This window comes from Agaribacter marinus, from assembly GCF_030160655.1.
Lineage (GTDB): Bacteria > Pseudomonadota > Gammaproteobacteria > Enterobacterales > Alteromonadaceae > Glaciecola > Glaciecola marina.
This window is the reverse complement of the sequence record NZ_BSOT01000005.1, coordinates 230,660-251,964: the sequence shown is the minus strand read 5'-3', so window position 1 is coordinate 251,964 and position 21,305 is coordinate 230,660. Positions and strand designations below refer to the sequence as shown.

Genomic DNA, 21,305 nt, shown 5'->3' with positions numbered 1-21,305 from the left:
AAACAAAACTAACATTCAAAATCAAATACCATAAGGACCAACAGAATGAACCGCATTACCTTAATATCCGTTCTAATTGCATTTGCTGCCTTCTCAACATTTACGGCAATTGCTAGTCAAGGTTCGAACTCAACCGCAAATGACCCCCTATTCACCTTTGTCCCCAGTGAAACAGCCGATTTTACCGCTGAGCAAGAAAATCGTATTAAAAAAATCACTGTGAAAGTAATTGCAAAAGTACAAAAGTCCTTTCCCTCATTATCAAACAAAATTAATTTCAATTTTTTGATGGAGGACCGTGATTTAACTATCGTCAATGGCGTTGCTGGCCGAGCAGATCGCGCAAATTCAATTGAAATTAATATATCATCTATTTATGCTGGAGGTGTGGACAAAGCAATCGATGATTCGCTAAAAAGAACATTATTTCATGAATTGCACCATATAGCTCGCGGCTGGTTGGTGTTGGAGACTAAGTTTGGTTACGGTATTGATATTGCTGCCATTAATGAAGGTTTGGCAGAAGTATACTCTGAACTAGAAGCTGGACATTCCAACGCTAACTATACAGGTAACCCCGACTTTGACGCATGGACAAAGGAAATCCTAGCTCTACCTGTTCAAGCTCACTCTGAATACGCACAATGGATGTTTCAGCATTCTGATGGACGCCAAGCTATTGGCTATCGCACAGGAGCATGGATAGTTAAAAAAGCTATGGCTGCTTCAGGGAAAGACATAGAAGAGCTAACGCAAATGTCGGTAAAAGATATATACGCCGCTGCAGGGTATAAGTTTAGAAACAATGACTAGTTTATAAATCCCGCCATTTAGTCAGCACATTTTCCACAGAACGTGCGTCTTTAGGGCTCATTTTACTTGTATACAGCCGTCTATTTTCCTTATCTTTTGGCTGACCAATCTTTGCGGTGGACACCCATATATTCCATGGCTCTAGTTGAACTAAAACTATTAAAAGTAGTTCCGGCCGAATTCAAAGTCGATGTGCTCCATTGGTTAATACTGCACGGGCGTTATACTTGTATCGCCCACAAACCTAGGTGCGGCTCTTGTATTATTGAAGACTTATGTGAGTTTATGGATAGAACTGAATAGGCTTATACTTTATCCTCAAAACGTGACGTATACACTTACAAGAAATGCGCTTTGTTCCGTTGACTATTGCTAAAGAAAAAAATGTAATAGTTAACGATGGACAAAGCTATATTCTAATGTCAAACCGACACAAATACGTTGCTATAAGCTCATTCACAAACGGAGAAGGGATTGAAAATTTTAAAAGGCGGGTGTCTTTGTGGTGCAGTAGAATATGAAATTAAAGACGACCTAATATATTCCGGATATTGTCACTGTTCTGAGTGCAGGCGTTGGACGGGCGCTCCATTTTCTTCGACTGGTGGCGTAAAGGCCTCTGATTTCAAGTTAAACAAAGGCAAATCATTGTTGGCTTCTTTCAGTAAGGGGGAAAACTCCACATCGTATTTCTGTACAAAGTGTAGCTCAAATTTATATGGTGAAGTTCCAGAATACAATATGACTTACGTAATGCTTGGCACACTAAGCCAAGAACCTACATTGGCGCCTCAATGGCATATATATACAGGGTCAAAAGTTGAATGGTTTAAAATTACTGACAATTTACCTCAGTATCAAGAAGGACTTATTAAGGCATAGTATGTTTATAACAAGACGCTCCAAACCGTCTGCTTAAGCGGCACCTGAGCATAGCGTTATGAATTATACAATGAAGGTGGTTTATGAGCAGCGAGGGTCAGCATTTTTTATCAGTTGGATAACGAGTATTATAGTCAGGTTCCGGTTTCGTCGTGCCTTTGTGCGCTTTCACGCCGCAGAACATTTTAGATGAAGAACTCATGGCCATACAAAAAATACAAGATTGTAATTGGGAAGAGATTTTAAATATTCAAGAAGAAGCATATCAGCAGATAGGTTCTGAAGAGTTGAATATATTAAAAAACAAACAAGAATATTCTCCATCTACATGCTTAGTGTCGGTTTCTAAAACTAACGAAGTACAAGGCTATCTTTTAGCCCACCCGTGGTTAGGTAAAGAACCGCCCAAATTATTCCAAGCCCTACCTAGAATTTATGAATATGACTGTCTATATCTTCATGATATGGCTGTTTCCTCAAGATTTAGAGGGTTAGGTGTAGGCACTAATTTGATAAGTCACTTGTTTTCGATTGCAAAACATCGGCAGATGAAAAGAATTGCGCTTGTCGCCGTGCAAGGTTCTTCTAGTTTTTGGGCAAACAATGGTTTTGAGGTCGTTACAGGTATAATTGTAGACGCAAGTTATGGTAATGGCGCAGTGCTTATGGAAATTGTATTACCGTAATTACAATCAAAAAGATGCTGCATACAAGGGCGCAATTAGCCATGGCTAGACTCTAGCAAAGATGATATCGCCAGCTATTATAGAGACAAGATTACAAAGGCGTATGTATCAGATCAAGTCGGAGTTAGTAAGGCTTACGAGGAGTAGGTCTAGATATGCCACATCTGCGGCACATCAGACCTGCATTTTTAGTCTATTCTTAAAGCGTAATTTACTTTAAGCGTTGTCTAATTTCTTTGTTCATAAGGTCGTATTGTATTGAAACGATCTCTACAAATCTTACAACTATGACAAAATAGGGTTGATATTTATCCCTCCGTCAATGTTGTACTCAGAACCAGTAATAAATGCAGCATCATCAGACGCTAAAAATGTCACAAGTTTCGCTATATCCTCTGGTTGACCAAAGCGCTTGAGCGGAACCCTATTCTGTATCGCGCCCGCAAATTCATTTAGCTGCTCTTCGGGCATGCCTGCTTTGCCAAAAATTGGCGTGTATATAGGCCCGGGGTTTACTGCGTTCACACGTATTTTTCTTGGCGCAAGTTCTGTTGCCGCCGTTCTTGTATATGAATTTAAAGCCGCCTTAGAAGCGCCATAAATGGCTGTATTGGGCATACCAGTATAAGCATTTATTGACGAAAGATTAATGACTGAGCCACCATCATTTAGAATAGGCAAAAACTTTTCAGTCGTAAATACAGCACCTTTAAAGTTAATACCCATCTGCATATCAAACATTTCTTCTGTAACTTGACCAACAGGTGCAGGTGCAAATATTCCAGCGTTAACAAATAGAATGTCAACACGTTCAAATTCATTCCTTACTTGCGCTACCAGAGCATCAATAGCAGCTAAGTCAGTGACATCTGCAACGATCCCCTTAACTCCCAGCTCGTTAGCCGCATTAGCCACTTTATCTGCTGAGCGCCCAGTAATGATGACTTCAGCGCCAGCATTTTTAAAATACTTTGCGGTTTCAAAACCAATACCGCTATTCCCACCTGTAACGACTGCAACCTTGCTTGTTAAATCATTCATTTTCATAATTCCTATGTTCTTTCAATATTGACACTCAATTATGAACCGATCGGTTCATAATTGACAAATTAAACCGTTCGGTCCAAAATTACAAGCAATAAATTTATAATTTTTTTAGGATGCGGATTTTATGGCAGCAGGTCGAAATCGAAACTTTGATAAAGATATCGCGCTTGAAAAAGCGATGTTCGTATTTTGGAAAAACGGATATCCGGGCACATCTTTAACAGACTTAACGACCGCCATGGGTGTTAATAAATCTAGTCTTTACGCCACTTTTGTTAACAAAGAAGTCTTATTTAACCAAGCGATGGAACTGTATTTAAAAAAACATGGAATGATACATTTTGTTGAATTGTCCAAAGCAGAGTTAAGTTTGAACCAACGTATTCGAAACTATTTACTCTCTAGTGCAGAAATGATAACCAATTCAAACTTACCTATCGGCTGCTTAGTTTGCCACTCCACGTCAGAAGCTACGGGCTCGGGTTTACCTGAAAACTCATCGTCAATAATTAACAATATAAATAAACAAACCTTACTCACATTGACCAATTTTTTCGAGAAAGAGCAACAACAAGGAAATTTGAGCATTGATAAATCGCCAACTGTAGTCGCAGATTATCTTTTGACACTGCAATTTGGCTTAGCAGTATCAGCGAGAAACGGTAACTCCTTTGATGAACTTAAAAATATAATAGATTATTCACTTACCGTATTTCGTTAAATCAGACGTGGCGTTGACAGAGTATTAACCCTATTCTATTTTTTAAGGTAAATGACCATTGCTTATTCCTATGGTCACTTCATCTCAACATACACACAATATAGACTTAATTAATGTATAATAAACACCATTTTAAGACGTACGAAATATAGTTCGACGCATATACAAATTAAAAACATATTGGATAATAAATGAAAACAACAAACTCTCTCGATTACCACGACGCTAAGGTCGCTATTGCCGCTGTAGAAGAAGCCTTAATTGAACGTAGTGAAGGCGCAGTTATCGCAGTAGCAGATGCAAGTGGCGAGTTAATAGCCTTACTACGCGTTGGCAATGCCCCTCTTCCGGCGATTAACATTGCCAGGAACAAAGCATGGACGGCTGCGCGCGATAGAACAGAAACAAAATTAATTGGCAACGCGGTAAAAGATCCAGTAGATAGCTTCGATATTGCTTATTACGGTGACGATAACTTTGTTGGTTGGGGCGGTGGATTACCTGTTTTTTACCAAAACCAATTAATTGGGGCTGTCGCTGTTAGCGGACTCGAAGAATCTGTTGATATCGAACTTGCCAATATCGGTCTTAGTGCAATTAAAGACAAGCTAGGGATATAAGCAAAATATCCCAGAACTTAATCACTTTGTCTTTTTCGCCTGCGCAATAAAGTCATCTAAATAATCAATGTCCTGCTCGGTATTACGAACACCTACAAAGATCTGTTTACTAATACCTTTTTCCCCAAAACGAAGGCTTTTAATCGGCATTGATTTGGCATATTCATCTACTAACCAACCAGGCAAAGCGCACACGCCGCGGCCTGCGGCAACCATCTGAAGCATGATTTCAGTCGTTTCAATATTCTTGTGTTTCTTTACAGAACACTTTGCCGGATTAAGAAATTGGCTAAAGATATCAAGCCTTAGCGGTTCAACTGGGTAACTGAAAAGGACCTCTTCACTTAACTGATGAGGTAATACATTGTCTTGCTTTGCCAGTGTGTGTGAGGCAGCAACGACGAGTCGATGCTCGTAGTCAAACACTGGGATATAGTCGATTTTAGGGGTGAACAGAGGATCAGGTGTAATCAATACGTCTATTTCGTAGCTAAGTAACGCACCTAATGCACCGAACTGGAATGCCTGCTTCACATCCATATCAATATTTGGCCATTTCTGAAGGTAGGGGTGAATAACTCTGAGCAACCATTGGTAACACGGATGACACTCCATCCCAATACGCAACGATCCAGCTTCGCCTTTCGCAATCTGATTCAGCACTAACTCTGTGTGTACTAGCTGAGGCAAAACTCTATTTGCCAGCGTCTGAATGTGTTCTCCAGCATCAGTAAGGCGCAAATTACGACCCTCTTTTTCCCATATTGGCGTCGCAATTTGACCTTCGAGCTTTTTAATACTGTGACTCAGTGCTGATTGAGATAGATGCAAAGAATCGGCTGCCTTAGTAAGCGTGCCATGCGCCTTTATCGCCGTGAGTATTTCTAAATGGATCCTCTCTAACACATCTTAACTCCAGTATTTAACGTCTAAGAGATCTCTCTTCGGACGATTTCTGCACCCGCGTGCAATGCACTGAGCTTCCCTCTTGCAACGTCACGAGACAACGGCGCCATACCGCAGTTTGTGCAGGGGTATAGTTTGTCAGCATCTACATATTTGAGCGCTTCGCGTAATGTATTTGCAACATCCTCAGCAGACTCAATGGTGTCGGTAGCCACGTCAATAGCACCTACCATCACTTTTTTACCTCGAATGAGAGCTAACAGCTCAATTGGCACACGAGAGTTATGACATTCTAGCGAGATAATATCAATAGAAGATTCTTTTAGTTTTGGGAAGATTTCTTCATACTGTCGCCATTCAGTTCCCAATGACTTTTTCCAATCGGTGTTGGCCTTAATACCGTAACCGTAGCAAATATGTACCGCCGTTTCACACTTAAGCCCCTCAACCGCCCTCTCCAAACAAGCAATTCCCCATTCATTAACGTCATCAAAAAATACGTTAAAGGCGGGTTCATCAAATTGAATAATATCTACACCTACTGCTTCTAAGTCTTTCGCTTCTTGATTGAGGATTTTAGCAAACTCCCAAGCGAGTTTTTTGCGACTTTGATAATGCGCATCATAAAGCGTATCTATCATCGTCATAGGACCTGGTAAAGCCCACTTAATTGGCTTATCAGTTTGCTGGCGCAAGAATTTAGCATCCTCAACAAACACCGACTTAGGGCGAGAAACCTTCCCTACCACCGTGGGCACCTTAGCGTCATAACGGTCGCGAATTTTAACGGTTCTACGATTCTCAAAATCAACACCAGTCAAATGTTCAATAAACGTTGTCACAAAATGCTGGCGTGTTTGTTCGCCATCACTCACAATATCAATACCAACTTTTTGTTGTTCTTGTAATGACAATCTCAAAGCATCGTGCTTGCCTTCAACTAAGGCCTCCCCTTCCAATGCCCAAGGAGACCATAGCGTTTCGGGTTGTGCCAGCCACGATGGCTTAGGTAAACTGCCAGCAGTTGACGTGGGTAATAGTGTTTTCATGGTAAATGTGTTGTACCTTTTAGTTATTTAACGTGCGAAATTGGTTGACCATTGATCAAGCATCGTTTGATATGGTTTTATGAAGTGTTCTTCTGCAAATTTTCCCTGCTGAATAGCCAATTTACTCCGTTCTTTTCGATCGTAGACAACGTTGGTTAGCGAATGATCTTGATTTGTTAAACTTGGTTTATAACGATGCCCAGCAACCGCGTTCGCATTATAAATTTCAGGTCGGTAAATTTTTTGGAACGTTTCCATTGTGCTAATGGTACTTATGAGTTCGAGATTACTGTAATCATTGAGTAAATCGCCAAAAAAATAGAACGCTAAAGGCGCAACACTATTAGCCGGCATAAAATAACGAACGCTCAAGCCCATCTTTTTGAAGTACTGCTCGGTCAAGGAGGACGCATTAGGCAAATATTCGAATCCCAGCACAGGATGTTGATTTTCAGTTCGATGATAGGTTTTGTTATCTGAAACACTCAGACAGATGACAGGTGGCTTTTTAAAATGTTGTTTATAAACATCTGAATTTATAAAGTATTTAAACAGTTTGCCATGTAGTTCGCCAAAGTTATCTGGAATACTAAATTGTTGTCGCCCCTTATTGTGATCAGACAACAATACATTGAAATCATAGTCTCGCACATAAGACGAAAAGTTATTCCCGACAATGCCTTCAATACGTTCGTTGGTTTTATTATCAACAATATTGGTTTTTAACACTTCAATTGACGGGAAAGCCAGTCCATTGCCATCAATACCTATATTGACAGAAACAATGTCAAGCTCAACTGAGTAACGGTCACCTTCAGGGTTGTCCCAGTGGGCCAATGCATTGAAACGATTGTCTATCATCTTTAACGCACTGCGTAAGTTCTGTTGGCGATTCTCTCCTCTTGCCAAATTAGCAAAGTTTGTCGTTATCCGCGTATTGTCAGAGGGTCGATAATGTTCATCGAGACAAATGTTCTTAATTGTAAATGTAAACTGTTTATTCATGGCGATCTATTATCCAATTCTTTGTCATAAAACCTGAATGTATTCTCTTCTCTTACTTGCTACCCTAGGTCAGTAAACTTCATCGTCGACGTAATACAACTAGCATAAATTTGAAGGATCGACCGTAATCTCGTGCAGAGCAAAGCGAATAATGTGTTTTATACTTGCTTAATTAGATGAATAAAAATGTTTTTATTTCATTAATTCATGAACAAAATTCATGTTTATCATATGTTGACTGGATACATACTGATTTTTGGCTATGCATTTAGGCTCAAACTGGCGTAAATCGGGAGACTCAGAAATCTATACACCAGAGAAGTCAGCGGCTAAAGCGCGGTATCTAGTTTGACAAACACCGAGAACGCGCTAAATGGAGAAAATACTCAGAGATAAAATGGGCGATGTTTTGTAAATCTGTGCCACTAGGATATAAACCTATACTGGCTTCGTTACTTTGTTTTGTGCCCGCAACAAGAAATGTGTTTTTAATTTGATGCTCTTGAACAACACGTTCAAACGCGCGAGCAGCCACTTCTTGCGGTCTGGCATAATAGAATATTTTATATTGAGCATCCGCATGAATACTATTTTGCATGAGTGCGCTTGCGCTACCACTTTTAGCATCCAGAAACACTGCGCCAAAAGCCTTTGAAAGCATCAAGTTTAATGGATGGTCAATAAATTTGTGATTTTCATTCAACCATGTTTCTGAAGCAAACATATACGGTTTGCAATTCTCAAAGACTTTGTCACAAATATAATGGTCAAATGCGTGAAACCACTCATGGGCAAGCGAACCACCGCCTGCGTTTTTTGCCAAACTCAATTGATGTTTACTCGCATCATAATGCGCACATGAATGTTTACGACCGCCTACACCAAAACCCAAAGATAAGCGCCCACGCAACGATATTACTTGTTCAGGTACATTGAGAATTAGCATCAAATCACATAGTGCATCAAAAAAGAGATTGGCGGCAATTTGTTGTTCTTCTTTTGTCACCCACCGCCCAATATTTATGGCTCGAAAACCGAAAAACTTGACAATATCGCCAAACGAAACATCTGCGCCAGCCCTATGGTGCTCTCCGTTGCGGTAATATGCTTTATGTAGTCGGCCTTTCTTTTCAGATACTGTTTGCATGCCAATTATCGTTATTCAAATTGTGTAAACCTAGTGGAAGCAGTAAAGTAAATATTGCAACAATACATGCATCTTTGCTAGCAAACATTCACAGATGTTACTATCACCAAACAACGCAGATATGTGAACTACATATTTGAACGTGACGCGACTTCACTTTTATGTAGGTAAAATATAATGACGACGACTGTCTATGACTATTCATTCATGCACAACAATGGTCAAGAAGTATCATTTAACGACTATGCCGGGAAAGTGGTGTTAATAGTAAACACTGCAAGTAAATGTGGCTTTACCCCACAGTATGAAGGACTAGAGATCTTATACAGACAATTTAAAGATAGAGACTTTACCATCATCGGTTTTCCGTGTGACCAATTTAAGCACCAAGAACCGGGGAACAATGAAGAAATTGCCCAATTTTGTCAAAAAAACTATGGGGTTAGCTTCCCACTTTCAAGCAAAATTGATGTGAATGGAGACAATGCCTTACCTCTTTTTAGCTACCTTAAGGAAGAGGCAGCAGGCATCTTTGGGAGTAAAAACATAAAATGGAACTTCACTAAATTCTTGATTAGTAAAGATGGTAAAGTCCTTAAACGTTATGCCCCAATCACTAAACCGTCAGATATAGAAAAAGATATAGTACCTCTGCTGTCAGAGGCTTAAGCCATTTTTTAAACATGCAGCTTTAGTTTGTAAAACTCGCTAAAGCTGCACGCTCAAAGTAATTCTTTAGCGCCGGTAGATATAATCGTTGATAATACTAGACTTGCACGACCGAGTTATCGTCACCAGACATGCCGTTTGGCACATAAGCATCTGCGTTCCAGTCATTTTCCCATGCCTCGTCATCTATCAAGTAACGAAATTGATAAGACTGCTCAACCGGAAGATCAACCGTTTGGGTAAAACCGCCATTTTTAAGGCGCTTCATTGGCTTTGCTGCTTCATCCCACGTATTAAAGTCGCCGACTAACTTGACTTCTCTAGCTTTTTTAGCTTCTTCACTTGTTATTTTAAAGGTGACTTTGCAAATAGGTTTGGTTTTCAAATAACTCTTTTTAAAACTCATTAATAAGTTCCTCGTGTGTATTTTCCTTATACACATTAGGTACAAATATTAAACAGTTCAAGTAAAATCGAGTTAAATAATTGTTAAAGTTTTTACTCAAGTTGCTTTTAGTAAACAAAGGTTTTACATTTACAAAACACAAGATCATAAGTATTTGATTGTAATGGCTTTTAAATATATACAAACGTTATAAAACACTCATTCTTTCTCCTCGCCTTTATAGAGGCGTTTATCAATGAACTGTTGAAATGCATTTGATGTTCTACATTCAACTCTACCGCCAGTCAGCGATGATATATTAGCGAATACTTTTTTAATGCTGCGGCTGCAATCTACCTCAATTCGCCGACGCCTGGCTTGCATGAGTTCTTCTGTTGGTTTAACCGACGTATCTATATTGGGTGACAATTTCTTTTGTTGATAAACCATAGATGCGTCTTTCGCAATTGCAGAAATCGTTTCAGCATCTAGCTGTATTTGATAATCTCTAACAGCATCAGCAATCGAACGCTTATCAATTGTAACTGAAAATTCATGTGGTTCATTTGTTGAGGCTTCGTCAATTACCTTGAGTATAGGCTCAGGCACAATCTGAGCAGCAGCTGCAACAATTTGCTTTGATTCTGCCAAGTTGCTTTGCTCCATCGTAGGTGTCGCAATGTCTGAACTTTCTGATGAGAGAGCACGTTTAGCGTCGTCATTTGTTTCTGTATTCAATTTTGATGTATCTGTTTCAAGCGCATAGCGTTGTTGTTCTGCAACTCTAGGTGAAGATTGTATTTCTTTATCTATCGTAGGTCGTGGCATTACTGTTAAATAGCTTTTAACCGGCTCCGCCTGACGTTTGATACGCGTTATATCTTTGCTTTTTATTGATGGCACTAACAATACACACAAACTAATCAACATATGAGTAACTAATGATATAAGTAAATGCTTTTTGTACCACGCTGAATCTTGCGCACGCGGTGGAGTGCGGTCTACATTGTGTTTGCCTATATCGATGTCTTTCAATAAATAATGCGCATAATTCAGAATTAGCACATAGACTCACCAATATTTTTATAGTTCAGTCTGAATGTAGCAGCAGGCGTTAAGCTACGCTCACTTTCGCTATACAAGGAAAGTGAGCATCAAAACAATAGTTAGAAATCTTTTTGAGTATAAGGGGTTTGTCTGTCTTTAGTTTCTTCACGAACTTTTTTTACATCGTCGGCAGATACATGACCATCAATATCAGCTGAATTCCCCCAGCTATTGCGTATATAGGTACTTATTGCAGCGAGCTCTTTGTCTCCAATAGACGGATGATTTGCAAGACCGGGCATCACCGCAGGCGTGTTAATTAATCTTCTATTTACCCATATAGGCCCCGATAAACCATGTAATAACACTTTGTTTAGTTTGTCTTTACTGTCAATTACCCATTCACTCTTCCAAAATGTTGGACCTAAACCATCAACACCATCACCATTAACACCGTGGCAACCAAAACAGCCGGCTTGACCGTTGTAAAGTGCCTTACCGTCATCGTAAAGCTTTTTACCTAGCGCAGACAATTGTTCACGATTTGTGCGCTCTTCTGGTCGCTTTCCTAAGTTATGCATGATATTCATGAATGTAGAATTTGGAAACTCACCGTCATGTAAGTCTAAGAACGTCTTAGAATCACTCCCCAAACCACTTGCTACCGCCTCGATAACTAAGGGGAAATCCGAAAATTCTTGTAAAGTATAGGTCGAAATATTGAATTTGGACGGGGTATTAAATGCAAATGCGTATGCTGATGCATTTATACTCAACTCAAAATTGCCTTTCATTTCGTCAATTAACGCATCCACAAATACCTGATGATTAATAGTCGGTAGTTGGGTAGCAGTCGCTACCGCAGCTATTTTTACTTTAGTATTGTCGGATGACAGCGCATGCATTGCCGTTTTTAGATCAATGCCTTTAAGGCCATGAATCGTCCATAGGGCATTGATTTTTACAATATGATCATGCGTATCAAACATTAATTTTTTAATCGCCGGCACGACTGAGGCATCAGCATTTTGCACTAACAGGCGCCTAGCAGCATCGCGCCACCAACCGTTTTTGTGTCCGAGATGAGCGATAAGTTCAGCATTACTTAGGTCAACTAAGCGAGGTTGCTCACCAAGCGGTCTGCCTTTATAACGAAGGCGATAAATACGCCCCATTGTATTGTTATTTTTATCGAGATCACGAGCGTGGATTTGATCACTTAAATACGTAGTCATGAATTCTTTATGTTGCAATATCCCATGGTACATATCGAGTAAATAAAGAGACCCATCTGGCGCGGTATATAGGTTAACTGGCCTGAAACGCTCATCTGTAGACGCTAAAATTTCAGCCTTAGGGAACACAAGAGAGCCGCTAATCTCGCCTTTCTTCTCTTGTATGTACCGAGCCGAAATCAAATTCCCTGCTGGTTCTGGTGTAATACCTATTCCGTAATATTTAGCCGGGAAATTATCACCTCGATATACGACACTGCCGCTGGCGGCGGTAAACCCTTTAAGTTTGCCCCAATTTTCACCTTTGTCTTGAACCAAGGTGTTCTCCATATAACCACGATTAACGCCGGGATTCATTCTTACAGAATAGATAGTGTTACTACCAACTCTTTTTGCAGGTGTTTTTGGCCAAAACTCAGGATTATTTAATAGCGTACCTGGCATCATATACTCACCACTTAAGGGAGAACTATTGCCATTGTGATATAAGCGACCATAATCATCCATGGACACTCCCCACTGCCCTCGCCATGCGCCCTTTGCTCTCACAAGCTTCCAGTATTTATTTGTGTATATCTCTTCTGCATTTACCGGTACTTCTTCAGTTAACGGTAAAACTTTATATTTAATATTACTTTTAGCGTTGTAATACCAATCATCCATACCATACAGCATCGTATTTGGTTTGTGCTCGAGATTACCGCCCTTAGCGTAAGTGGGATCAACAACCTCCCGCATCCCAGGCCTAATTTCGCCGTCTTTTTCTATCACTTCGGTAAAAAACAGTTGAGTATGATCAGCATAGAAAATACCGCCTTTTACTAAGGATATCGTGCGCGGCAAAATAATATCGTTTAGAAATACTGTGCGTTTATCGACCTTACCATCACCATTTTGATCTTCAAGAATAGCAATATTACCTTCAGGTACAAACTCTCCAGTACCTTTGGTATCAGGCATATACCGCGTCATTTCAGCAACCCACATACGTCCATTGGCGTCGAACACCATCGCTACCGGATTAAACACATTTGGTTCGGATACGACATTCTCAATCGCAAAACCATCTTGCACAACAAAAGACTTTAGCGCTTGCGCAACATTCAAAACAGGCGAAGGTGGTATTTGGTCTTTTGGGATGACGTCTTTCATCACGTGCCCAGGTCGGTCACCCTTATTTTTATGTTCACTGTCTGCTGCAAACAATCCAGCAGAAACTAATGCAATAACGGACAAGACTATAAAATTCTTTTTCATATCAGTAGCTACAACCTAAAACAGAGCATTTAATTTTAATGATGTGTTTATATCATAAACACTTATATACAATATTGATTGTTTAGTTATTATTTATTCGTGAAATATTTGTAGATTTTACGTTACAACAAACAAATCTAAACGTTTACATTTTATAATACAAGATTAAATTCACTTTATACAACGATTTACAATAGCGTTTGATCGTAATGACATAAACCGGCTATCTGCTTCTCGGACAACAATAACATAGGCCGACACACTGGCTGTTGTGACGTCGCTTTTAGGATATACTTTAGAAACACAGCACACACCTTAGTCCTATGCACACAACACATTTTATAATTATTTTCTTTTCGATATTGTTATCATTTACCGCCGTAGCTTCCGCTCAAAAGCCTAACATTGTCGTTATCATGTCTGATGATGCAGGTTTTACAGACTTAGGTAGCTTTGGGGGTGAAATAGATACGCCTCACCTAGACCAACTGGCAAAGAGTGGAGTTCGTTTTAACGCATTCTACTCAAATGCTCGATGTAGCCCAACGCGCGCCACATTACTCACCGGTGTTGATGCTGCGCATGTAGGTTTTGGCGGAGGCGTCGTTGGCGATTGGGTGAGAGAACTGCCGTTTGCAGCACATAGAGGCAGATTACCCTATAAGCAGCCACTCATATCAGAACTACTCGCGGACAATGGCTATCAAACTATGATGGTTGGTAAGTGGCATTTGGGAGGCAGCTATATTAAAGATCAACCAGCCTTGGAAAAAGCTTGGCGCGACAGTCACCCACCCAGTATGAAACTTACTGATACAGAAAAACAGCTGGATTATCTAGCTTTACCACCTCAGCGAGGATTCCAAAAAAGTTTTGTATTCCATGGTGCACAAGGCAATCTTTTTTATGTACCCAACGATGCGCATGAGTACTACGAAGGAAACGAGAAGGCCACGCTGAAGTATAAGTACGACTACAAAATGCACTGCTTTTCAGCAACACCATACAATAAAAAACGTTATGGCAAATGTCATGGAAAGAAAGGGAAAAATTTTCATGCGACTGATAGCACAACAGATCGCGCAATTGAAATGATTAACGCTGCAGCAAAAAACACAAGCCCTTTTTTCTTGTATATGGCTTATCGCGCGCCACATAAACCTCTACAAGCACCTGAGTATCTAGTTCAAAAATACCTAAAGAAGTATACGAATCTCCAGAAAATTGCAGACGACAGACATGCTGGATTAGTCAAACAATCGCTATTTCCTGAAAATGCCGGCATCCGAAATTCAAACTACATGTGGACCGAGCAATCACCTGAAAAAATTGAGAAATATCGCTTGCAGGCTGCAATTCATGCCGCAATGATGGAAAAACTCGACGAGAATGTTGGTAAACTAATTCAAACACTGAAAAATAACGGTGTTTACGAAAACACTTTGGTACTATATTTCTCTGACAATGGCGCTGCATCTCATATAGGTGACTTGATGAATGCTCCTTACGCTGGTGTTAAAGCATTATTATGGGAAGGTGGCATGCGAACGCATGCCTTGGCAACGTGGCCGCGCGTTATTCCACCCGGAACTATAACCAACGACGTCGTCTGGGTTGGCGATTTATTTCCAACTTTTTTAGAAATTACAGACACTGAATTTCCTTCCAAGTTTAGAGACGAAAGCCCGAGATTACCGGAAGGAAGAAGTATTTTACCAACCTTAAAAGGCGATGAAATGGCGTCGCCAAACGCATTATTTTTTAACGACAAAGGGCAACAGAGTATTATTTATCAAGGTCGTTGGAAACTTCTTATAGAAGCAGGTTGGTATCTTCAGACACTCAAAAAGCCAGGTGTTTCGTATGAACTATACGATCTCAACACTGACCCCGGCGAGACAGATAATATTGCAACAGAGCATCCTAAGTTAGTAGAAAAGCTAGAAAAAATGCTAGATGCATGGAGAGTCGAAAATAAAATTGTAGACTATGCCGATATCATCAAAATCAAACCCAAAGACCCTTATTAAAAATAAATTTCAGAATGTACCACTATGGAAGAGTAAAGAAAAAGCACCAACACACAGATGTATGTTGGTGCAAAGTGGCAAGCCAAATAATTGGCCTAACCGGGAACTAAACAGAAGGCCATATTCGCTGTTTCATCTTTTTAAAAAATAATATACTTACACCTAACTTTTCAGCATTTATTAGGCTTAACATGAGACCGGAAAGAATAAAAAATGCAGCTGCTATTTTTTCTATACTGATCTGTTCTTGATAAAATATCACACTACCAAGTAAGCCAAATACAGGAACTAACATGGTTAGTGGCGCTACTTGTGATATCGGATATTTGACGAGTAGTTTATTCCAAACCCAATAACCTAAGAGCGTCGTCGGATAGGCCTGAAAAAGAACAGAAAACCATACTTCACGATTCATTTGTGTCGGCAAACTAACAAAAACTTCGACGCCATAAACACTTACTGCAAGTAAAATTAAGGCAAAGGGCGCAAACAACATTCCCCAAACACTGAATGCAAAGACTTGGGTTGTACCTGACTGCTTAATGATTAAACTCATCAGCCCCCAGCTAAATGCAGCAACCATAATAAACAGTAAACCTTCAATTGGTGCAGAACCATCTTGTAAAGATAAACTAATGGCAAGACCAATAATCGCTAAGCCAGCACCAACGAGTTTTTGCCAAGAAATATTTTCTTTTAAAAAAAACCACGCTAAAAACAAGGTAGCCACTATATTCAGTTGTAATAATAAACCCGCCATACCTGCGGATACACCGACAGTAATAGACCACGTCATCATGCCCCAAACGCCAACACCGAAACATAAGCCGTAACTTAATATGTATCGCCATTTAACCTTAGGTTTAGCAATAAAAAAGACTGCCGGGACAATGGCGAAAGCGAACCTCATGGCTGTGAGCAAAATTGGATTCACCTGATCCGCGCCTAATTTAATAACTGAAAAGTTGAATCCCCAAATAACCATAACGGCAATACCTAGCAATATGTCTCTTTTGTGCACCTAAGTCCCCTTTTAGAAATGACGCTTTATTTAGCTTAGTATGTCAATCACGTGAGTAATATTATGCGAAATACAGAAATAGAATACAGATGCAATTTTTGAAAAAAAATAGTATACAATTAAGGTGAGTAAGATATAAAAGAGAAGTACATGCGATATAAAAAGATTGTTGAACAAGTAATTTCAGATATTAATAGCGGTAAATTAGCACGCGGAAGCCGCATGCCTTCATTACGTCAAATGGCTGCGCTTCAGCATGTCAGCCTTACAACCGTTCAAAATGCTTTTCATCAATTAGAAGAACTTGGGTGGCTGCTTGCAAAGCCACAGGCGGGATTCTACGTGTCTGCACCTTTAATAAATGTATCAATACCTTCCCTTCCTCAATTTTCTAGCCGCCCCGTGACATTAGAAGAAAAGACCAGCAGAAATGCGTCTGAAATCCCACCAGGGCCATTAGGAACATCACAACTTTCACATGATTTAGTCCCTTATGAAGCATTTAAACGAAGCATGCGCAGGGCAATAAAAAATTTGCGTACCGATTTTCATTTTTATCCAGAACCCAGCGGAAGTAAGCAATTAAAAGATGCGGTTAGCGCACAGTTTTTTAAATATGGATTTCCGTTTCATAGTGACGACTTAGTTATCACTAATGGTTGTATCGACGCCGTTAGGTTCGCATTAGAAACGACGACTAAACCCGGAGATTCGATAGCCATCAGTTCTCCCTGCTTTAACGGCATCATAGACTTACTATCTGCGCTTGGCCGCAAGGTCATTGAAATACCATGCTTACCAGATGGCATAGATTTAGACCAATTCGAACGTCATGCAAAGAATGGCACAGTGCAAGCTGGTTTGTTTAGTACATCACACATGAATCCTCAAGGAATAAGCCTCACCGCGAAACAAAAACAACGGCTTGCGCAGATCGCAAACCAACTAAAAATCCCAGTGATTGAAGATGATGTTTATATTGAGTTAGGTCATGCAAAAACACCGCCCTTGCCCGCAAAATATTGGGACGAAGGCGGTTATATTTTATGGTGTGGCTCGATATCGAAAACGCTGTCCGCTGCACTACGTATTGGCTGGTGCATACCAGGACAATATAAAGCGAAATATATTTATGCATCGACCATTGCGCGTTTAGGCGTGAACATGCCCATACAGGCAGCCGTTGCAGACTTCATTAGCAGTGGGCAATACAATAAACACATTAGCGCGATACGCTTATGTTTAAAACAGCAGTTGATGGATTACAGAGCGTTCGTAGTTGATAAGTTTCCTGCAAAAACGGCGGTTAGTGCACCTGAGGGAGGAATGGTGCTTTGGTTACAGTTTCCAAATCTATGTACAAAGAAATTTGAAGTCCAGCTCATGAATGCAGAAATAGATATTCGCCTTGGCGCATCCTTTTCTACATTACCGCTTTACAAAGATTGCATCCGTATAAACTGTGGCTGGCCGCTTAGTGATGACATTAAAAGCCAATTGATTGAGCTGGCAAGGATTGTAAATGAAAGTATTCATTAGCTTATGTCTTTCATGGGTTAAGTTACTTCTATAAGTTACTTCCCTTCTAATACTTCGCGCATTCTATCTTGTACAACTTCAACCAATCTGTCAGGTTGAAATTTAGAAATGAAACGATTACAACCAACCTTTTCAACCATCGCTTCATTAAAACGACCGCTTAATGAGGTATTTAGTGCGATGAACAAATCACTTAAATCAGGATCATCACGGACTTCAGCTGTCAGCCGATAACCGTCCATTTCAGGCATTTCAGCATCAGTAAACATCATTAGTATTTCATCGTTAATGACCTTTCCCTCTGCTGCCCATGATTTAAGAAGCTTCAAGGCCTTTAAACCGTCTTTCTGCTCTATTATTTCTATGCCCAATTGCTTCAAGGTATCTCTTACTTGCCAACGAGCTGTCGCAGAGTCATCGACGACCAACACTTTTTTGCCTTTAAGGTGTTCTTTTACTTCGTCATCCAATAATTCGTCCGAAATACTGGTATCGTATTTAATAATTTCTGATAGCACTTTTTCTACGTCAATTATTTCGACAAGCTGCTCTTTGTCTTCAACGCTTATACGTGTGATAGCAGTTAGGTAATGATTTTTTCCAACTTCGCTTGGCGGCGGCTGAATATCGCTCCATGACGTATTTACGATGCTCATTATAGGTCCAATTAGAAAACCTTGAACACTTCTATTGTATTCGGTAATGATAACATTTTGAGGCTCGTAATCCTCGCGTGCTTTCATCTTTATCGCCCAATTGAGGTCGATTAATGGAATAGATTCACCGCGATAATTCATAACACCGTTCACATTTGCATGTGAACCCGGCATTTGATGTATTTTGGGTACGGTGATTACTTCTCTTACTTTAAATACGTTTAAAGCAAATGTATGTCGAGAAGACAACTTAAACATAAGCAACTCAAGTCGATTTTCGCCAACAAGTTGCGTGCGCTGATCAACAGACGCCATAATATTAGACATACAAATTCTCTTAATTCATTGATAAACATGCCAAAAGCCCATAATGGCACTTAGATAAAAATAAAGTACGCAATGATGTACTTTACACATTTCTAAATCACTACAGGTATTATCGGCATCTGCAATAGAATTAATTAGCTTTCTTTTACATTTTATTTCCAACAATTAAACGATAGGAAGTAGCAAACGTCGCTACAATTTGCGAACAATACAATGGTAGTATTTACCCAAATATTTATACGGATGCGTTGCGCCCAACTGCTTTTCTAAGTGCAAAATTCCGTCATATCGTTCATCTACCCTATCGCGGTCAAACATGTAATCATGAAAGCAACGTAAACCAGCATCATGTACAATAGTAGCATTGTCGTTTCCCTGAATATGCGCTAAAACCTCTTGTGGTCTAAGCGGGTTTTTGGGATTTAAACGCACTTGATTCTTAACTTTAAGCCCTTTATCAATGTAGTCAAAATTGCCATAAAGTGCGTTACCAAATAAATTGGCATCGTGGTTAAAAAAGCTAATTGATATATAGCTACCAGGACGAGCGTTTTCAATTAACGAAGACACTACTGAAAGTGGAGAGTCGAGCCACTCCAAAACAGCGTGACATAAAATCAAATCCACCGTTTTTAAGCAATTGTCGGCCAAAGACTCAACAATAGATTGCTGCCTAATTTCCACATTGTTGTAATCCGCCAAACGCTCCTTGGCTATCTCTATAACATCTGCTGAAAGATCCGTTAATAGCACCTGATGATTACGCTGAGCAAACTCTCGTGACATCATGCCAGTGCCCCCGCCAAGATCAGCCACATTCAAGGGGGCAGCATCTAAAAATCTATTCAAGTAAAAGCAAAGTAATTCATGGCGTATTCTACCTTTAGTTGTGCCATATATATTGCTATCAAATTTGTTAGCTATTCCATCAAAACTAGACACAACCGCTCCTTAGGCTGGGTTATCAATATCAACAAACATTACATCTAGCGCATGGTTGTCCGCCAACCATTCACCTACTGCCTTCACGCCATACCGCTCACTTGCATGATGTCCAACAGAAAAGTAGTCTATAGATTGTTCTCGCGCTGAATGTGTAGTTTGTTCAGATATTTCACCCGAAATAAAGGCATCGATGGGTTTTCCATTGTGCAATTTTCCAACAACTTCATCGATAAACCCTTGCCCACCACCGGTACACCAAGCAAGCGTCGATATACTTGACTTATTCCCGACTGATACTACGTTTCGTTGAAAGGTATTTGACAGACTAAGTACAAGGTCATCGTGCGATTTCGGTATGTCAAAACTGCCTGCCATCACTATATTGCCTGGAGTAATTCCCAACAACCCAGCAATATTTTGTAAACCAAGCAATTTGCCCAATTGCGCGTTGTTGCCAAGCACTGGATGCACGTCAATGGGTAAATGATAGGCAATCAAATTTATATCATTTTCGAGTAAGGCTTTGATTCTATTTTTTTTGATGCCAGTAATGACTTGCGTTTCGCTTTTCCAAAAGTAGCCATGATGTACCAAAATTGCGTCTGCATTCATATCAATAGCTCGGTCAATTAGTGCTTGGCTTGCTGTTACACCTGTGACTATTTTTTTTATGTTTGTCGTACCTTCAACTTGCAAACCATTTGGGCAATAGTCTTTTAATTGTTGCGGTGTAAGTAGTTCATTTAACGCATTAATGAGCTGTTCTCGAAGCAAAATTGCATCCTTTTGATAAGAAATTAGACATTTGCTCAAATAATGTTTAAATTACAATAAAATAACACCAATTAAACAAAAGCAAGGTGCATGTTAGTCAATGAGCAAATTAGACAAAGATAGTGTAATCGAAAAATTTACAACAGCCTATACAAAAGCAAATGGTAAAGCCCCCGAAATAGAAGCAAAAGGCGGTTGGTATAGTGTGGACGGTGGAAAAAACATTCGATTGGCTCAATTGGATGAACTTGCTGACGAATTGGCAGGCGGCGCAAGTGACGCGCCAACGTCAGAAGTTAAGACTGAAAAAGCACCCGCTAAAAAAGCAGAGCCAAAAACAAAAGCTGTTAAGAAACCAGCGAAAAAACAGGCTAAAAAATCTGCACAGACCTTCAACGTAAAGGACTTTTACGCGTCGGAAGTACTGGCTAACAAACCTGGTTCTCGTTCTCCTAGATAGACAGCAGCAAAGCATATAATAAAAAAGCAGTCCTCTTTGGCTGCTTTTTTTGTTTATGTTCACCAGATCCGAAAACAAACGTTA

General features: G+C 39.9%; 21 protein-coding genes and 1 pseudogene. 10 read left to right on the top strand and 12 right to left on the bottom strand.

Translation table 11 applies throughout. The annotated features are described in order from the left end of the window. Nucleotides 1-45 precede the first annotated feature (45 nt). From QQK00_RS02780 to QQK00_RS02765, 4 genes and pseudogenes are all read left to right on the top strand, one after another. Nucleotides 46-813 (top strand): DUF2268 domain-containing putative Zn-dependent protease, encoded by a 768-nt coding sequence (locus QQK00_RS02780; protein ID WP_284215957.1) that lies wholly within the window; start codon nt 46-48, stop codon nt 811-813. A 144-nt stretch (nt 814-957) separates the two neighbouring features. Continuing rightward, a pseudogene (locus tag QQK00_RS02775) lies at nt 958-1,116 on the top strand (endonuclease III); the annotation flags it as partial. A 171-nt stretch (nt 1,117-1,287) separates the two neighbouring features. After that, nucleotides 1,288-1,695 (top strand): GFA family protein, encoded by a 408-nt coding sequence (locus QQK00_RS02770; RefSeq protein WP_284215956.1) that lies wholly within the window; start codon nt 1,288-1,290, stop codon nt 1,693-1,695. A gap of 200 nt (nt 1,696-1,895) precedes the next feature. Further along, nucleotides 1,896-2,381 carry a GNAT family N-acetyltransferase gene (locus tag QQK00_RS02765; RefSeq protein WP_284215955.1) on the top strand — a complete coding sequence of 162 codons (486 nt, stop codon included), beginning with the start codon at nt 1,896-1,898 and terminating at the stop codon, nt 2,379-2,381. Nucleotides 2,382-2,666: 285 nt separating this feature from the next. Here QQK00_RS02765 and QQK00_RS02760 read toward each other — a convergent pair whose 3' ends face one another. Further along, the gene (locus QQK00_RS02760) at nt 2,667-3,422 is read right to left on the bottom strand and encodes an SDR family oxidoreductase (RefSeq protein ID WP_284215954.1); all 756 of its coding nucleotides are present in this window, start codon (nt 3,420-3,422) and stop codon (nt 2,667-2,669) included. Between the two features lie 130 nt (nt 3,423-3,552). Here QQK00_RS02760 and QQK00_RS02755 point away from each other — a divergent pair, with 130 nt between their 5' ends. Both QQK00_RS02755 and QQK00_RS02750 read left to right on the top strand, forming a co-directional pair. Next, the gene (locus QQK00_RS02755; protein ID WP_284215953.1) at nt 3,553-4,149 is read left to right on the top strand and encodes a TetR/AcrR family transcriptional regulator; all 597 of its coding nucleotides are present in this window, start codon (nt 3,553-3,555) and stop codon (nt 4,147-4,149) included. Nucleotides 4,150-4,340: 191 nt separating this feature from the next. Then, nucleotides 4,341-4,769: a GlcG/HbpS family heme-binding protein gene (locus QQK00_RS02750; RefSeq protein WP_284215952.1), complete on the top strand. Its 429-nt coding sequence runs from the start codon at nt 4,341-4,343 to the stop codon at nt 4,767-4,769. 21 nt (nt 4,770-4,790) lie between these two features. Here QQK00_RS02750 and QQK00_RS02745 read toward each other — a convergent pair whose 3' ends face one another. The 4 genes from QQK00_RS02745 to QQK00_RS02730 all read right to left on the bottom strand — a co-directional run bounded on the left by QQK00_RS02745 (nt 4,791) and on the right by QQK00_RS02730 (nt 8,876). Then, nucleotides 4,791-5,675 carry a LysR family transcriptional regulator gene (locus QQK00_RS02745; protein ID WP_284215951.1) on the bottom strand — a complete coding sequence of 295 codons (885 nt, stop codon included), beginning with the start codon at nt 5,673-5,675 and terminating at the stop codon, nt 4,791-4,793. A 23-nt stretch (nt 5,676-5,698) separates the two neighbouring features. After that, a complete protein-coding gene (locus QQK00_RS02740) occupies nt 5,699-6,724 on the bottom strand; it encodes a methionine synthase (protein ID WP_284215950.1) in 1,026 nt (341 codons plus the stop codon). Between the two features lie 27 nt (nt 6,725-6,751). Beyond that, nucleotides 6,752-7,729 carry a DUF1852 domain-containing protein gene (locus tag QQK00_RS02735; protein WP_284215948.1) on the bottom strand — a complete coding sequence of 326 codons (978 nt, stop codon included), beginning with the start codon at nt 7,727-7,729 and terminating at the stop codon, nt 6,752-6,754. A gap of 343 nt (nt 7,730-8,072) precedes the next feature. Beyond that, on the bottom strand, nt 8,073-8,876 hold the full coding sequence (locus QQK00_RS02730; protein ID WP_284215947.1) for a CLCA_X family protein: 804 nt from the start codon (nt 8,874-8,876) through the stop codon (nt 8,073-8,075). 177 nt (nt 8,877-9,053) lie between these two features. On the opposite strand from QQK00_RS02730, the gene QQK00_RS02725 reads away from it, so the two are divergent. Next, nucleotides 9,054-9,545 carry a glutathione peroxidase gene (locus QQK00_RS02725; protein ID WP_284215946.1) on the top strand — a complete coding sequence of 164 codons (492 nt, stop codon included), beginning with the start codon at nt 9,054-9,056 and terminating at the stop codon, nt 9,543-9,545. A gap of 97 nt (nt 9,546-9,642) precedes the next feature. On the opposite strand, the gene QQK00_RS02720 is transcribed toward QQK00_RS02725, so the two are convergent. The 3 genes from QQK00_RS02720 to QQK00_RS02710 all read right to left on the bottom strand — a co-directional run bounded on the left by QQK00_RS02720 (nt 9,643) and on the right by QQK00_RS02710 (nt 13,469). Further along, the gene (locus QQK00_RS02720) at nt 9,643-9,951 is read right to left on the bottom strand and encodes an isoamylase early set domain-containing protein (RefSeq protein ID WP_284215945.1); all 309 of its coding nucleotides are present in this window, start codon (nt 9,949-9,951) and stop codon (nt 9,643-9,645) included. 198 nt (nt 9,952-10,149) lie between these two features. Beyond that, on the bottom strand, nt 10,150-10,995 hold the full coding sequence (locus QQK00_RS02715) for a hypothetical protein (RefSeq protein WP_284215944.1): 846 nt from the start codon (nt 10,993-10,995) through the stop codon (nt 10,150-10,152). Nucleotides 10,996-11,096: 101 nt separating this feature from the next. Beyond that, nucleotides 11,097-13,469: a PVC-type heme-binding CxxCH protein gene (locus QQK00_RS02710; protein ID WP_284215943.1), complete on the bottom strand. Its 2,373-nt coding sequence runs from the start codon at nt 13,467-13,469 to the stop codon at nt 11,097-11,099. Nucleotides 13,470-13,885: 416 nt separating this feature from the next. On the opposite strand from QQK00_RS02710, the gene QQK00_RS02705 reads away from it, so the two are divergent. Continuing rightward, nucleotides 13,886-15,499, top strand: coding sequence for a sulfatase-like hydrolase/transferase (locus tag QQK00_RS02705; RefSeq protein ID WP_431307717.1), 1,614 nt, complete (start codon nt 13,886-13,888; stop codon nt 15,497-15,499). 106 nt (nt 15,500-15,605) lie between these two features. Here the strand turns inward: QQK00_RS02705 and QQK00_RS02700 are convergent, their stop codons facing one another. After that, nucleotides 15,606-16,520 (bottom strand): EamA family transporter, encoded by a 915-nt coding sequence (locus QQK00_RS02700; protein WP_284215941.1) that lies wholly within the window; start codon nt 16,518-16,520, stop codon nt 15,606-15,608. Between the two features lie 150 nt (nt 16,521-16,670). On the opposite strand from QQK00_RS02700, the gene QQK00_RS02695 reads away from it, so the two are divergent. Continuing rightward, on the top strand, nt 16,671-18,059 hold the full coding sequence (locus tag QQK00_RS02695) for an aminotransferase-like domain-containing protein (RefSeq protein WP_284215940.1): 1,389 nt from the start codon (nt 16,671-16,673) through the stop codon (nt 18,057-18,059). A gap of 35 nt (nt 18,060-18,094) precedes the next feature. Here the strand turns inward: QQK00_RS02695 and QQK00_RS02690 are convergent, their stop codons facing one another. From QQK00_RS02690 to QQK00_RS02680, 3 genes are all read right to left on the bottom strand, one after another. Further along, on the bottom strand, nt 18,095-19,042 hold the full coding sequence (locus tag QQK00_RS02690; protein ID WP_284215939.1) for a chemotaxis protein CheV: 948 nt from the start codon (nt 19,040-19,042) through the stop codon (nt 18,095-18,097). Between the two features lie 192 nt (nt 19,043-19,234). Continuing rightward, nucleotides 19,235-19,984, bottom strand: coding sequence for a methyltransferase (locus QQK00_RS02685; RefSeq protein WP_284215938.1), 750 nt, complete (start codon nt 19,982-19,984; stop codon nt 19,235-19,237). A gap of 9 nt (nt 19,985-19,993) precedes the next feature. Beyond that, on the bottom strand, nt 19,994-20,761 hold the full coding sequence (locus QQK00_RS02680; RefSeq protein WP_284215937.1) for a Nif3-like dinuclear metal center hexameric protein: 768 nt from the start codon (nt 20,759-20,761) through the stop codon (nt 19,994-19,996). Nucleotides 20,762-20,861: 100 nt separating this feature from the next. On the opposite strand from QQK00_RS02680, the gene QQK00_RS02675 reads away from it, so the two are divergent. After that, nucleotides 20,862-21,221: a hypothetical protein gene (locus QQK00_RS02675; protein ID WP_284215936.1), complete on the top strand. Its 360-nt coding sequence runs from the start codon at nt 20,862-20,864 to the stop codon at nt 21,219-21,221. The last annotated feature ends 84 nt before the right edge of the window (nt 21,222-21,305 follow it).

Bases quoted from the DNA above. Each gene is read 5' to 3' on its own strand.
- QQK00_RS02695 (WP_284215940.1), top strand. From the start codon at position 16,671: ATGCGATATAAAAAGATTGTTGAACAAGTAATTTCAGATATTAATAGC.
- QQK00_RS02780 (WP_284215957.1), top strand. From the start codon at position 46: ATGAACCGCATTACCTTAATATCCGTTCTAATTGCATTTGCTGCCTTC.
- QQK00_RS02760 (WP_284215954.1), bottom strand. From the start codon at position 3,422: ATGAATGATTTAACAAGCAAGGTTGCAGTCGTTACAGGTGGGAATAGC.
- QQK00_RS02735 (WP_284215948.1), bottom strand. From the start codon at position 7,729: ATGAATAAACAGTTTACATTTACAATTAAGAACATTTGTCTCGATGAA.
- QQK00_RS02725 (WP_284215946.1), top strand. From the start codon at position 9,054: ATGACGACGACTGTCTATGACTATTCATTCATGCACAACAATGGTCAA.
- QQK00_RS02710 (WP_284215943.1), bottom strand. From the start codon at position 13,469: ATGAAAAAGAATTTTATAGTCTTGTCCGTTATTGCATTAGTTTCTGCT.
- QQK00_RS02765 (WP_284215955.1), top strand. From the start codon at position 1,896: ATGGCCATACAAAAAATACAAGATTGTAATTGGGAAGAGATTTTAAAT.
- QQK00_RS02690 (WP_284215939.1), bottom strand. From the start codon at position 19,042: ATGTCTAATATTATGGCGTCTGTTGATCAGCGCACGCAACTTGTTGGC.
- QQK00_RS02740 (WP_284215950.1), bottom strand. From the start codon at position 6,724: ATGAAAACACTATTACCCACGTCAACTGCTGGCAGTTTACCTAAGCCA.
- QQK00_RS02720 (WP_284215945.1), bottom strand. From the start codon at position 9,951: ATGAGTTTTAAAAAGAGTTATTTGAAAACCAAACCTATTTGCAAAGTC.
- QQK00_RS02705 (WP_431307717.1), top strand. From the start codon at position 13,886: ATGTCTGATGATGCAGGTTTTACAGACTTAGGTAGCTTTGGGGGTGAA.
- QQK00_RS02730 (WP_284215947.1), bottom strand. From the start codon at position 8,876: ATGCAAACAGTATCTGAAAAGAAAGGCCGACTACATAAAGCATATTAC.
- QQK00_RS02750 (WP_284215952.1), top strand. From the start codon at position 4,341: ATGAAAACAACAAACTCTCTCGATTACCACGACGCTAAGGTCGCTATT.
- QQK00_RS02755 (WP_284215953.1), top strand. From the start codon at position 3,553: ATGGCAGCAGGTCGAAATCGAAACTTTGATAAAGATATCGCGCTTGAA.
- QQK00_RS02675 (WP_284215936.1), top strand. From the start codon at position 20,862: ATGAGCAAATTAGACAAAGATAGTGTAATCGAAAAATTTACAACAGCC.